This is a genomic window from Streptomyces flaveolus (genome assembly GCF_014648815.1).
In the GTDB taxonomy this organism is placed as follows: domain Bacteria; phylum Actinomycetota; class Actinomycetes; order Streptomycetales; family Streptomycetaceae; genus Streptomyces; species Streptomyces flaveolus.
Genome location: NZ_BMRV01000001.1, coordinates 502,653 through 515,494, shown reverse-complemented (window position 1 = coordinate 515,494; position 12,842 = coordinate 502,653). Strand labels below are relative to the sequence as shown.

The following is a 12,842-nucleotide window of genomic DNA, read 5'->3' as shown; positions in this document are numbered from 1 at the left end:
ACCCGGCGCAGGAGCGGCCGGGTCAGGCGCCGAGTTCGCGAACGGCTTCCGCGAACGCGTCACCGCGCTTGTTGTAGTTGGTGAACATGTCCATGGAGGCACAGGCCGGAGCCAGCAGCACCGTGTCGCCGGGCCGCGCGAGCCGCTGGGCCTCCTGGACGGCCTGGAGCATCGCCCCAGTGTCGGTCCGGTCGAGGTCGACCACGGGTACTTCCGGGGCGTGTCGCGCCAGGGCTTCGCGGATCAGCGCGCGGTCGGCGCCGATGAGGACGACGCCGCGCAGCCGCTTCGCAGCGCCCGCGACGAGCTCATCGAAGGTGGCGCCCTTCGCCAGTCCGCCCGCGATCCACACGATCGACTCGTAGGCCGCCAACGAGGCCTCGGCGGCATGGGTGTTGGTGGCCTTGGAGTCGTCCACGTACGCCACCTCGTCGACGTCGGCGACGTGCGCGATGCGGTGGGCGTCGGGCGTGAAGGCCCGCAGTCCGTCGCGGACGGCGGCCGCGGGGACGCCGAAGGCGCGGGCGAGGGCCGCCGCGGCAAGGGCGTTGGCGATGTTGTGCGGGGCCGGCGGGTTGACGTCGGAGACCTCGGCGAGCTCCTGGGCGTTCTTCTGCCGGTTCTCCACGAAGGCGCGGTCGACCAGGATGCCTTCCACGACGCCGAGTTGGGAGGGGCCGGGGGTGCCCAGGGTGAAGCCGACGGCCCGGCAGCCCTCTTCGACGTCGGCCGCGCGGACCAGGTCCTCGGTGGCCTTGTCGGCGACGTTGTAGACGCAGGCGACGCGATTGCCCTCGTAGACCCGGCCCTTGTCGGCCGCGTACGCCTCCATGGAGCCGTGCCAGTCGAGGTGGTCGGGCGCGAGGTTGAGGACCACGGCCGAGTGGGCGCGCAGGGAGGGCGCCCAGTGGAGCTGGTAGCTGGACAGCTCCACGGCGAGGACGTCGTACTTCTCCTCGCCGGTGACCGCGTCCAGCAGGGAGACGCCGATGTTGCCGACGGCGGCCGTGCGCAGGCCGGCCGCCTTCAGGATGGAGGCCAGCATCTGGACGGTGGTCGTCTTGCCGTTGGTGCCGGTGACGGCCAGCCAGGGCGCGGCGTCGGGGCCGCGCAGGCGCCAGGCCAGTTCGACGTCGCCCCAGACCGGGACGCCCGCCCGGTGGGCCGCGGCGAACAGCGGATGGTCCGGCTTCCAGCCGGGTGCGGTGACGATCAGCTCGGTGCCCTCGGGGAGCTCCGCGGCGGAGCCGCTGTCGGTTGCTGTGCCGTCGCCGAGGCGCACGGTGACACCGAGCGCCTCGAGTTCGGCCGCCTGCGTCCGCGCGCGCTCGTCGTCGCCGTCGTTGACGACGGTGACGTGTGCGCCGAGGCCGTGCAGGACCTTGGCCGCCGGGACGCCGGAGACGCCCAGTCCGGCGACGGTGACGTGCTTGCCGGTGAATTCCGAAGGCACCGAGGAGGTCACTTGTCCGCTGCCCATCCCGCGTAGAAGAGGCCGAGTCCGACGATCACGCAGATGCCCTGGATGATCCAGAAACGGACCACGACAAGGACCTCGGACCAGCCTTTGAGTTCGAAGTGGTGCTGAAGTGGCGCCATTCGGAAGACCCGCTTGCCGGTGAGGCGGAAGGAGCCGACCTGGATGACCACCGACATGGTGATCAGGACGAACAGGCCGCCGAGGATGGCCATCAGCAGTTCGGTGCGCGAGCAGATCGCGAGACCCGCCAGCACGCCGCCGAGCGCGAGCGATCCGGTGTCGCCCATGAAGATCTTGGCCGGCGAGGTGTTCCACCACAGGAAGCCGAGGCAGGAACCCATCAGCGCGGAGGCGACCACCGCCAGGTCGAGCGGATCGCGCACCTCGTAGCAGGCGCCCGGGTTGGTCAGGGTCAGCGCGTTGGCGCAGGACTCCTGGAACTGCCAGACGCCGATGAAGGTGTAGGCGCCGAAGACCAGGACGGAGGCGCCGGTGGCGAGGCCGTCGAGACCGTCGGTGAGGTTCACGCCGTTCGACATGGCGAGGATCATGAACAGCGCCCAGACCACGAACAGCACCGGGCCGATGGTCCAGCCGAAGTCGGTGATGAACGACAGCTTGGTGGACGCCGGGGTGTTGCCGCGGTTGTCCGCGAACTGGAGCGCGAGAACCGCGAAGGCGATGCCGACGATGAGCTGGCCGGCCATCTTCGCCTTGGCCCGCAGGCCCAGCGAACGCCGCTTGACGATCTTGATGTAGTCGTCGAGGAAGCCGACCAGGCCCATGCCGACCATCAGGCCCAGCACCAGCAGACCCGAGAAGGTCGGCCCCGCGTCGGCCTCCTCGTCCAGGTAGCCGGTGATCACCTTGGCCAGGAAGTAGGCGATGACCGTCGCCAGGATGAAGGCGATACCACCCATGGTCGGCGTACCGCGCTTGCTGGCGTGCTCGCGCGGGCCGTCGTCGCGGATGTACTGGCCGTAGCCCTTGCGGGCCAGGAGCTTGATCAGCAGCGGGGTGCCGACCAAGGTCAGGAAGAGGCCAATGACTCCCGCGAACAGGATCTGCTTCATCATCGGGCGGCGACCTCACCCTCGGCGCCGGTCTCGAGCAGCGCCGTTGCGACGCTCTCCAGCCCCACCGAACGGGACGCCTTCACGAGTACGACGTCCCCCGGGCGCAACTCGCTGCGCAACAGGTCGATCGCCGCCTGTGCGTCGGACACGTGCACCGACTCCTCACCCCACGAACCCTCGTTATATGCGCCCAGTTGCAGCCATCGGGCTTCCCTGCCCCCGACCGCGACGAGCTTGCTGACGTTGAGCCGGACGGCGAGCCGTCCGACCGCGTCGTGCTCGGCGAGCGCCTCGTCCCCGAGCTCGGCCATCTTGCCGAGCACCGCCCACGTCCGACCCCCGTTCGCCCGTGAGGCTCCGCCCATGGCGACCAGCGCACGCAGCGCGGCCTTCATGGACTCGGGGTTCGCGTTGTAGGCGTCGTTGACGACCGTCACGCCGTCCGGGCGCTCGGTGACCTCCATCCGCCAGCGGGAGAGGGAGCCCGCCTCGGAGAGCGCGGTGGCGATCTCGTCTGCGGACATGCCCAACTCGTGGGCGACGGCGGCCGCGGCGAGCGCGTTCGACACGTGGTGCTCACCGTACAGGCGCATGGTCACATCACTTGCACCGGAGGGTGTGTGAAGGCTGAAGGAAGGCTGTCCGGTGTCCGTGAGTCGCACGTTCTCGGCGCGAACGTCCGCTTCGTCGGACTCTCCGAAAAGGATCACCTTCGCCTTCGTACGGGAGGACATGGCGCGTACGAGGGCGTCGTCCGCGTTGAGGACCGCGACGCCGCCCTCCTCGGCCGGCGGAAGCGCCTCGACGAGTTCGCCCTTGGCCTGGGCGATCTGCTCCCGGCCGCCGAACTCGCCGATGTGGGCGCTGCCGACGTTGAGGACGAGACCGATCCTCGGCGGGGTCAGCTCGCAGAGGTACCGGATGTGGCCGATGCCGCGGGCGCCCATCTCCAGCACGAGGAACTTGGTCTCCTCGGTGGCGGTGAGCGCGGTCAGCGGCAGCCCGACCTCGTTGTTCATGGAGCCGGGCGTGAACACCGTGGGCGCCTTGCGGCGCAGCACCTGGGCGATCAGGTCCTTGGTGCTGGTCTTGCCGGCGGATCCGGTGAGGGCCACGAGGGTGGTGCCGAGGCGCCGTACGACGTGGCGGGCGAGGGCGCCGAGGGCGGCCTGGACGTCGTCCACGACGATCGCGGGCACGCCGACGGGCCGGGAGCCGAGCACGGCCACCGATCCCGCCTCCACGACCGCCGACGCGAAGTCGTGGCCGTCCACGCGCTCGCCGACGAAGGCGACGAAGAGGCTGCCGGGCCCCGCCTCCCGGGAGTCCCGGACCACTGGTCCGGTGACCTCGACGGACGCGTCCGGTATGTCGTGCATCTGCCCGCCGACGACTTCTGCGATCTCGGCGAGGGAGAGGGCGATCACAAGTTCATCCCCTGGGTCTTCAGGATTTTCATCCCTGGGTCTTCCGGATGGCTTCGCGAAGCACCTGGCGGTCGTCGAAGGGACGGACCACTCCGGCGATGTCCTGGCCCTGCTCGTGGCCCTTGCCCGCCACCAGCACGGTGTCGCCGGGCTCGGCCCGGGCGACGGCGGCGGCGATCGCGGCGGCCCGGTCCTCGAAGACCTGGACCTCGCCGCGCTCGTGCGCGGGCACGGACGCCGCGCCCTGCAGCATGCTGGCGAGAATGGCCAGGGGGTCTTCGGAACGGGGGTTGTCGGAGGTCAGTACGGCCGTGTCGGCGAACCGGGCCACGGCGGCGCCCATCGGCTCCCGCTTGGTGGTGTCCCGGTCCCCGCCGCAGCCGAGCACGGCGTGCAGCTTCCCCTCGGTCACCTTGCGCAGGGCCCGCAGCACGGACTCGACCGCGTCGGTCTTGTGGGCGTAGTCGACCACCGCGAGGTAGGGCTGGCCCTCGTCCACGCGCTCCAGCCGGCCCGGCACGCCCGGTACGGCGGCGATGCCGTCGGCGGCGGTCTGCGGGTCGAGGCCGGCCGCGGCCAGGGCGGCGATCGCGGCGAGGGTGTTGGCCACGTTGAAGGGGCCGGCCAGGGGTGACCTGGCGGTGATCCGCTCGCCCTTGGGCCCGACCGCGGTGAACGTCGAGTCCATCGGTCCGACCGTGACGTCCTCGGCGCGCCAGTCGGCGTCGGGGTGGCCCTCGGCGGAGTAGGTGACGACGGGGACCGTGGCCTCGTTCACGAGCCGGCGGCCGTACTCGTCGTCGGTGTTGACGACTCCGAGCCTGCTGCGCTCCGGCGTGAACAGCTGCGCCTTGGCCTGGAAGTAGTCCTCCATGCCGGAGTGGAACTCCATGTGCTCCGGGCTGAGGTTGGTGAACACCGCCACGTCGAAGACGCAGGCGTCCACCCGGCCGAGCACCAGGGCGTGGCTGGAGACCTCCATGGCGACCGCCTCGGTACCGCGTTCACGCATGACCGCGAACAGGGCCTGGAGGTCGGTGGCCTCGGGCGTGGTGCGCTCGGACTTGATGCGTTCGTCGCCGATGCGCATCTCGACCGTGCCGATGAGGCCGGTGGTCCGCGCGGTGCGCAGGCCGCCCTCGACGAGGTAGGCGGTGGTGGTCTTGCCGGAGGTGCCGGTGATGCCGATCTGAAGGAGATCGCGGCCGGGGTGGCCGTAGATCGTGGCCGCCAGTTCGCCCATCCGCGCGCGCGGGTCGTCGACCACGAGCGCCGGCAGCCCGGTGGCGGCGACGCGCTCCGCGCCGGCCGGGTCGGTCAGCACGGCGGCGGCGCCGAGTCCGGCGGCCTGGGTGACGAAGTCGGCGCCGTGGGCGCGGGCTCCGGGGAGGGCGGCGTACAGGTCACCGGGGCGGACGGCGCGGGAGTCATGGGTGATGCCCGTGACCCCGGCGGTGCTGTCCGGCGCGGTGACACCCAGCTGATCGGCGAGTTCCGCGAGGGGTGTGGCGGAGACCTGCACCGGCCGGGGCGGTCCCGGATATGTCACGGGGTGGCCCTTCTGGGTGGATTGGGACTGATCAGCGTGTGGCACGGCGGTGAGCGTACCGGGCCCACCCGCCTCCGGGCGAAGTGAGGGGCGGGGGCTGCTCTGGTTCCCGGGATCCGGGGTGATCGTTGTCACGGATGGTTCCTGGTGGCTCGGTGCTGGCTCAGTGCGGGGATCTCTCGGCCGGTCAGGGCTTGAAGTCGACCGGAAGCTTGGCGGGTGGGGCCCCGGTCGGCGGGACCTGAAGGGTCTTCAGCGCGAACTCCATGACCTGCTTGTAGATGGGTCCGCAGATCTGGCCGCCGAAGTAGTTGCCGGCGGTGGCGTTCTGGATGGCGCAGTAGACGGTGACGCGAGGCTTGTCGGCGGGGGCGAACCCGGCGAACGACGAGGTGTAGCCGTTGTACTTGCCGGTGGCCGGATCCACTCGGTTGGCCGTGCCCGTCTTGCCCGCCACCCGGTAGCCGGGGATGCGCGCCTTGGTGCCGGTGCCCTCCTCGTCGTCGACGACGGACTCCAGCATCTGCGCGAGGGTCTTGGCGGTCTTCTCGCTGACCACACGGGTCTTCTTGGGCTCGGGGGCCGGGGTGAAGCGGCCGTCGTCCCCCTTGGTGCCGCGTACGAGCGTGGGTTCGACGCGGACGCCGCCGTTGGCGATCGTCGAGTACACGGAGGCCGCCTGGAGCGCGTTCACGGAGACGCCCTGGCCGAAAGGGATCGTGTACTGCTGCGAGGTCGACCACTGGTCGGGCGGCGCGAGGATGCCCTTGGTCTCGCCCGGGAAGCCCAGCCCGCTGTAGTCGCCGAGGCCGAACTTGCGCAGGTAGGAGTAGAGCACCTGGTTGGCCTCCTGCTGGGTCTTGCCCAGTTCGCCGGTGGCCATGATCGTGCCGATGTTGCTGGACTTGGCGAGCACGCCGTTGAGCGTGAGGTACCAGGTGCGGTGGTCGATGTCGTCCTTGAAGAGCCGGTCGCCGCGCTTGAGCCGGTTGGGGACGGTGATGTGGGTCGCCGGCGTGGCGACGTTCTCCTCCAGCACGGCCGCCATCGACAGCACCTTGGCGGTGGAGCCGGGCTCGAAGGCGTCCTGGAGGGCCCCGTTGCCGAGCGCTTCGGGGTTCGCGTGGGCCAGGTCGCCCGGGTCGAAGCCGGGTGAGTTGGCCATGGCCAGGATCTCGCCGGTGCGGGTGTCCTGGACGATGACGTAGCCGCCGTCGGCCTTGGACTCCTCCACCTGCTCGCTGATGGCGTGCTGCGCGGCCCACTGGATGTCGCGGTCGATGGTGAGCTCGACGTCGCTGCCGGGCACGGCGCGCGTCTCGGAGGCGCCGGCGGTGGGCACCTGGCGTCCGCCGGACTGCACGTAGCGGATCTCGCCGTCCTTGCCGGCCAGCGTCCCGTTCAGCTGCCGCTCGAGGCCGCCGCCGCCCTTGCCGTCGGCTCCGACCCAGCCCAGGACACCGGCGGCGAGGTCGCCGGCCGGGTACACGCGCTTGCTGCTGGGGTCGGCGAGGACGCCCGCGAGGACGTTGACGGCGGACTTGTCCGTCTCGGCCTTCTTGCCGAGCGCGGCCTTCAGGTCCTTGATCTGGTTCCAGACCTGCGGGGTCTGCCGCTGGGCGAGGCGGACGTAGCGCAGCTTCTTGTTCGCCGGGCGGAGCCGGTCGACCAGTTCCTGCTGGTCCGTGCCGAGGATCGGCGCGAGGAGCGCCGCCGCCTGTTCGGGGCCGTCGCCGATCTTCAGTGCCTCGCGGGTGAACATCGTGGGGTCGGCCGTGATGTCGTAGGCGTCCACGGTGGTCGCGAGGGCCACGCCGTTGCGGTCGGTGATGCCGCCGCGGTCGGCGGTCAGGGTGTGCACGACGTAGCGGTTCTGCTCGGCCTTGGCGGCGTAGGTGCCGGCGTCGACGGCCTGCACCTGGAGCAGCCGTACGACGAAGGCGGCCAGGACGAGGGTCAGCGCGAGGCCGATCATGCGCAGCCGGGGCCGGGGGCTGCCCAGCCGGATGGTCCGGGGGGCGCCGGGCCGGGGCGGGCCGGGCCGGCGGGCCGGACGGGCGCCGGGTCCGGGCTGCCGCCGGGCACCGGGACGGACGGGCCTCGCGGGTCCGGGCACACGGCGGCGCGGCGGTTCCCTGTCGGACACTTCCGTCACCTGCCGGGTTTCGGGGTCGGGGTCGGGGTGGCTGGGGCCGCCGAGGCGGGCCGCGCGATCAGCGCCTCCGGGGCGAGGACGAGCGGGACGCTGTGGGCCGCCGCCGGGCCGGGCGAGCCCTTGACGGTGCCGTCGGGGGCGAGGAAGGCGGGATCTCCGCCGGGCACCATGCCGAGTTCGCGGGCGCGGTACTGGAGGGCCTGCGGAGCGGAGTAGGAGTCGATGTCCCGCTGCAGCGCCTGTTCCTCGTCGGTGAGGCTCTTCGTCTCCTGTTCGAGGTCGTCCAGCTGGAACGAGCCCTCGCTCAGGGCGGAGTTCAGGACCAGCAGCCCGATGAGACCGCCGCCGAGCAGAAGGACGACGAGGAGGACGAACGGCGCCCGGGCGGCCTGGCGTCCGCCGCCGGGCGGAAGCAGCCGGGCGAGCCGGGCGGCCCTCCCCTTCAGCTGAGGTTTCCCGCTCACTCGCCCTCCCCTCGGTCCGGGTGACACGCCCGCACCCGCCTGGCCTGCCTCACTCGTTTCACCCGACGGACTCCCTGACCCGCTCGGCTCCGCGCAGCCGTGCCGGTGCCGCCCGCCGGTTCTCCGCGATCTCCTCCTCGGTGGGAAGTTCGGCACCGCGCGTGAGCAGCTTGAGCCGCGGCTGGTAGCGCTCGGGGACGACGGGCAGTCCGGGCGGCGCGGTGCTGGCGGCACCGGCCGCGAAGACCTGCTTGACCAGCCGGTCCTCCAAGGAGTGGTACGACAGCACGGCGATCCGTCCGCCCACGGCGAGCGCCTCGACGGCGGCCGGGATCGCGCGTTCCAGGACGGACAGCTCGCCGTTGACCTCGATGCGCAGGGCCTGGAAGGTGCGCTTGGCCGGGTTGCCACCGGTGCGCTTGGCGGCCTGCGGCAGCGCGGCGCGGATCAGTTCCACCAGCCGGGCGCTGTTGCTGAACGGCTCCTTCTCGCGCTCCCGCACGATCGCGGAGACGATCCGCTTGGCCTGCTTCTCCTCGCCGTAGGCCCGGAGGATGCGCACGAGCTCGCCCGGAGGGTAGGTGTTGAGGACCTCGGCGGCGCTCATGCCGGTCGTCTGGTCCATGCGCATGTCGAGCGGGGCGTCCTGGGCGTAGGCGAAGCCCCGGTCGGCCTCGTCGAGCTGCATGGAGGAGACGCCGAGGTCGAACAGCACGCCCTGGACGCGGGGGACGCCGAGCCGGTCGAGGACGTCGGGCAGCTCGTCGTAGACGGCGTGCACCAGGGTGGCGCGCTCCCCGTACGGGGCGAGCCGCTCGCCGGACAGGCGCAGGGCCTCCTTGTCCCGGTCGAGGGCGACGAGACGGGCCTCGGGGAAGCGGTCGAGCAGCGCCTGGCTGTGCCCGCCGAGCCCGAGCGTGCAGTCCACCACCACGGCTCCCGGCTCCTGGAGGGCGGGTGCCAGCAGGTCCAGGCACCGCTGGAGCATCACCGGGACGTGTCGACTCTGGCTCAAGTGGGGCGGCCTCTCGGATCCGGCACGGCGTCACGCACCGCCGGGTCCCCTCCCGCTCGCTCGTGAAGGGGAGGCCTGCCGGCGCCGGAAGCGTCAGCCGGCCAGGAGCGGGAGGAGGCCGAGCCGTACGTACGCGCCGCGCACGTGGGGAGATCTGGTGGGACATCGCCCAGGTCTCCGGGGTGTTCAGTCCAGCAGGGAGAGCTTCGCCTCCCGCTTCGCGTCACTTTAGTCCACCCTGTCGCCCGGTCAATCAACCGGCCTGCGCGTCGCGGACGCCGGCGTCCGCAAACCGGTGCGACGGGGCTTTTCACCCGTACAGGCGCATTCTCACGCGCTGTGGATTGGCTCACAACAAGCCGTGATGGCGTTCTTTGTCCCTCTTCACAGCGGGCTCGGGGCAGGAGCGGCCAGTAACGTCATGGTTATGACGACTTCCGCATCGGTTCCCGCAGGTTCAGAATCCGCCATAGTCGGCGACAGCACCGTCACCGACCGGCTCGTCGAGGCGAACGAGCGCTATGCCGCCGCGTTCACCGACCCCGGGATGGACGCCCGCCCGGTCCAGCGCGTCGCGGTCGTGGCCTGTATGGACGCACGGCTCGACCTGCACGCCGCGCTCGGCCTCCGCCTCGGCGACTGTCACACCATCCGCAACGCGGGCGGTGTCGTCACCGACGACGTGATCCGCTCCCTGACCATCAGCCAGCGGGCGCTGGGCACCCGCAGTGTGGTCCTCATCCACCACACCGGCTGCGGCATGGAGACCATCACCGAGGAGTTCCGGCACGACCTGGAGCTTGAGGTCGGCCAGCGTCCCGTGTGGGCGGTGGAGTCCTTCCGGGACGTCGAGCAGGACGTCCGCCAGTCGATCGAGCGGGTGCGGACCTCGCCGTTCCTGCTGCACACCGAGGACGTGCGCGGTTTCGTCTTCGACGTGAAGACGGGCCGGCTGAGCGAGGTCACGCCCGCCTGACCCTCGCCGCCTCGGCCGCTCTGCTGCCGGCCGTCCCCGCCGCGAAAGACCCGCAAAGGTCGTAAGACCCGACATATCGAGGTCAGTTGTCCACAGGCGAGTGACACGAATCGGTAACGGCGGCAAGAATGCGGGGAAGTGGTGTCGCGCGGAACTGTTTCCGCGCGGCGTCCGTGATTCGGGGTGGGCCGGCCGGCCGCACGGGGGCCGGCCAGGAATGCTGGGGTACCCCTCGCTTCCCAGGGGGCGAGGGGCAAGGCCGAGGAGGGCCGGGTGACGACCTATGACGATCGAGCGAGCCTCACTGATCTGACCGCCGTGGTCGAGCGGGTGCGTGGTTCGGTGGAAGGCGTGATCGAGGGCAAGCCCGAGGTCGTACGGCTCTCGCTGACCGTGCTGCTCGCCGAGGGACATCTGCTGATCGAGGACGTCCCGGGAGTCGGCAAGACCATGCTGGCCAAGGCGCTGGCGCGGTCGATCGACTGTTCCGTGCGGCGGATCCAGTTCACGCCGGACCTGCTGCCCTCGGACATCACCGGGGTGTCCATCTGGGACCAGCAGCGCCGGGACTTCGAGTTCAAGCCGGGCGCGATCTTCGCCCAGGTGGTGATCGGCGACGAGATCAACCGGGCCTCGCCGAAGACGCAGTCCGCGCTGCTGGAGTCGATGGAGGAGCGGCAGGTCACCATCGACGGCCAGACCTACGAGCTGCCCGCCCCCTTCATGGTGGTGGCGACGCAGAACCCGGTCGAGATGGAGGGCACCTACCCGCTGCCGGAGGCCCAGCGCGACCGCTTCATGGCCCGTGTCTCCATCGGTTACCCCAGCCCGGACGCCGAGCTGCAGATGCTGGACGTGCACGGCGGGGTGAACCCGCTGGACGACCTTCAGCCGGTGGCGCACGCGCACGAGATCCTGAAGCTGATCGAGGCGGTCCGGGGCGTCCACGTCGCGGACCCGGTCCGGCGGTACGCGGTGGACCTGGTCGCCGCGACGCGGACCCACCCGGATCTCAGACTCGGCGCCTCACCGCGCGCGACGCTGCATCTGCTGCGCGCGGCGAAGGCGTCCGCCGCCCTGAGCGGCCGGGAGTACGCGCTGCCCGACGACGTGCAGGCGCTCGCCGTCGCCGTCCTGGCGCACCGCCTGCTGCCCACCGCCCAGGCCCAGCTCAACCGCCGTACGGCCGAGCAGGTCGTCCAGGAGATCCTGCAGCGCACCCCGGTGCCCGCGGCGCCCCAGCAGCAGACCGGCTACGGCATGGGCCGCGGTGAGCCGGCGTACGGCCAGCAGCCGCCGCGGAGGCTGTGATGGACACCGGGGGGACGGGCGGGGCGGAGGGCGACCGCGGGGAGGCGGGCGGCGTCCGCACCGCCCTGGCGGGACTGACCACCCGCGGGCGCTCCTTCCTGGCCGCCGGCGTCGCCGCCGCGATCTGCGCGTTCGTTCTCGGGCAGGACGACCTGCTGCGGGTCGGGCTGCTGCTGGGCGTGCTGCCGCTGGTGTGCGCGACGGTGCTGTACCGCACCCGCTACCGGGTCGCGGGCAGCCGCCGCCTCTCCCCCGGGCGGGTGCCCGCGGGCAGCGAGGCGCGGGTCCATCTGCGCATCGACAACGTCTCGCGGCTGCCCACCGGTCTGCTGATGCTCCAGGACCGGGTGCCCTACGTGCTCGGGCCGCGCCCCCGTTTCGTGCTCGACCGGGTGGAGCCGGGCGGTCGCCGTGAGGTGTCCTACCGGGTCCGCTCCGACCTGCGCGGCCGCTATCCGCTGGGCCCGCTCCAGCTGCGCCTGACCGACCCGTTCGGCATGTGTGAGCTGACCCGGTCCTTCTCCACGTACGACGACCTGACCGTGATCCCGCGCGTGGAGCCGCTGCCGCCGGTGCGGCTGAGCGGCGAGGCGACGGGGTACGGCGACGGGCGGCAGCGCTCGCTGGCACTGGCGGGCGAGGACGACGTGATTCCGCGCGGGTACCGCTACGGCGACGACCTGCGCCGCGTGCACTGGCGCTCCACCGCGCGCTACGGGGAGCTGATGGTGCGCCGCGAGGAGCAGCCGCAGCGCGCCCGGTGCACGGTGTTCCTGGACACCCGGGGCGCGGCCTTCGAGGGTGCGGGTCCCGACTCGGCCTTCGAGTGGGCCGTGTCGGGTGCGGCATCGGTGCTGGTGCACATGCTGGAGCGGGGGTATTCCGTCCGGCTGCTCACCGACACCGGTGACTCGGTGCCCGGTGAGGGCGCCGACGGGTTCGCGGGCGTGAGCCAGGGGTCGGCCGACGCGGCCGGGCTGATGATGGACACCCTCGCCGTGATCGACCACTCCGACGGCACGGGCCTGGCCCGGGCCTACGACGTGCTGCGCGGCGGGAACGAGGGGCTGCTGGTGGGGTTCTTCGGCGACCTGGACGAGGAGCAGGCCACCGTGGCCGCCCGGATGCGGCAGCGCAGCGGCGGGGCGATCGCCTTCGTGCTGGACAGCGAGACGTGGCGGCGGGAGCCCTCCGACGTGCCGGGCCCGTCGGACCGGAGCGGGGAGCGGCTGCGGATGCTGCGCGAGGCGGGCTGGAGCGCCGTGGGCGTGTCGCGGGGCGCCGGCCTGGAGGAGCTGTGGCGGCTGGCGGACCGGGAGCGCACGGGTCTCGCGGCGGCGAGCGGCGGGGAGGGCACACGATGAGCGGACGGCCACGACCGGCGCCGTG

10 protein-coding genes are annotated in these 12,842 nt (G+C 71.8%); 3 read left to right on the top strand and 7 right to left on the bottom strand.

Annotated features, from left to right (window positions below; all coding sequences use genetic code 11):
* Nucleotides 1-22 precede the first annotated feature (22 nt).
* The 7 genes from murD to rsmH form a co-directional block, all read right to left on the bottom strand.
* Nucleotides 23-1,453, bottom strand: a complete 1,431-nt coding sequence (murD, locus tag IEZ05_RS02330; RefSeq protein ID WP_189228249.1) for a UDP-N-acetylmuramoyl-L-alanine--D-glutamate ligase — start codon at nt 1,451-1,453, stop codon at nt 23-25.
* An 8-nt stretch (nt 1,454-1,461) separates the two neighbouring features.
* Nucleotides 1,462-2,553 carry a phospho-N-acetylmuramoyl-pentapeptide-transferase gene (mraY, locus tag IEZ05_RS02325; RefSeq protein ID WP_189228554.1) on the bottom strand — a complete coding sequence of 364 codons (1,092 nt, stop codon included), beginning with the start codon at nt 2,551-2,553 and terminating at the stop codon, nt 1,462-1,464.
* On the bottom strand, nt 2,553-3,983 hold the full coding sequence (locus IEZ05_RS02320; protein WP_189228248.1) for a UDP-N-acetylmuramoyl-tripeptide--D-alanyl-D-alanine ligase: 1,431 nt from the start codon (nt 3,981-3,983) through the stop codon (nt 2,553-2,555). The genes mraY and IEZ05_RS02320 overlap by 1 nt, the downstream gene beginning before the upstream one ends.
* A gap of 28 nt (nt 3,984-4,011) precedes the next feature.
* Nucleotides 4,012-5,532 carry a UDP-N-acetylmuramoyl-L-alanyl-D-glutamate--2,6-diaminopimelate ligase gene (locus tag IEZ05_RS02315; protein ID WP_189228247.1) on the bottom strand — a complete coding sequence of 507 codons (1,521 nt, stop codon included), beginning with the start codon at nt 5,530-5,532 and terminating at the stop codon, nt 4,012-4,014.
* Nucleotides 5,533-5,719: 187 nt separating this feature from the next.
* Nucleotides 5,720-7,687 carry a peptidoglycan D,D-transpeptidase FtsI family protein gene (locus IEZ05_RS02310; RefSeq protein WP_189228246.1) on the bottom strand — a complete coding sequence of 656 codons (1,968 nt, stop codon included), beginning with the start codon at nt 7,685-7,687 and terminating at the stop codon, nt 5,720-5,722.
* Complete coding sequence (locus IEZ05_RS02305) at nt 7,684-8,151, bottom strand: FtsB/FtsL family cell division protein (protein ID WP_189228245.1); 468 nt, start codon at nt 8,149-8,151, stop codon at nt 7,684-7,686. The genes IEZ05_RS02310 and IEZ05_RS02305 overlap by 4 nt, the downstream gene beginning before the upstream one ends.
* 58 nt (nt 8,152-8,209) lie before the next feature.
* Complete coding sequence (gene rsmH, locus IEZ05_RS02300) at nt 8,210-9,142, bottom strand: 16S rRNA (cytosine(1402)-N(4))-methyltransferase RsmH (RefSeq protein ID WP_229869564.1); 933 nt, start codon at nt 9,140-9,142, stop codon at nt 8,210-8,212.
* Between the two features lie 451 nt (nt 9,143-9,593).
* Here rsmH and IEZ05_RS02295 point away from each other — a divergent pair, with 451 nt between their 5' ends.
* The 3 genes from IEZ05_RS02295 (at nt 9,594) to IEZ05_RS02285 (ending at nt 12,817) form a co-directional block, all read left to right on the top strand.
* Complete coding sequence (locus tag IEZ05_RS02295) at nt 9,594-10,142, top strand: beta-class carbonic anhydrase (RefSeq protein ID WP_189228243.1); 549 nt, start codon at nt 9,594-9,596, stop codon at nt 10,140-10,142.
* A 273-nt stretch (nt 10,143-10,415) separates the two neighbouring features.
* Entirely contained in the window at nt 10,416-11,453 is a 1,038-nt protein-coding gene (locus tag IEZ05_RS02290; protein WP_189228242.1) for an AAA family ATPase, read from the top strand.
* Entirely contained in the window at nt 11,453-12,817 is a 1,365-nt protein-coding gene (locus IEZ05_RS02285) for a DUF58 domain-containing protein (RefSeq protein WP_189228241.1), read from the top strand. Before IEZ05_RS02290 ends, IEZ05_RS02285 begins: the two co-directional genes overlap by 1 nt.
* Nucleotides 12,818-12,842 lie beyond the last annotated feature (25 nt).

Coding starts and splice junctions, on each gene's coding strand:
- mraY (WP_189228554.1), bottom strand. CDS start 2,553: ATGAAGCAGATCCTGTTCGCGGGAGTCATTGGCCTCTTCCTGACCTTG.
- IEZ05_RS02295 (WP_189228243.1), top strand. CDS start 9,594: ATGACGACTTCCGCATCGGTTCCCGCAGGTTCAGAATCCGCCATAGTC.
- IEZ05_RS02285 (WP_189228241.1), top strand. CDS start 11,453: ATGGACACCGGGGGGACGGGCGGGGCGGAGGGCGACCGCGGGGAGGCG.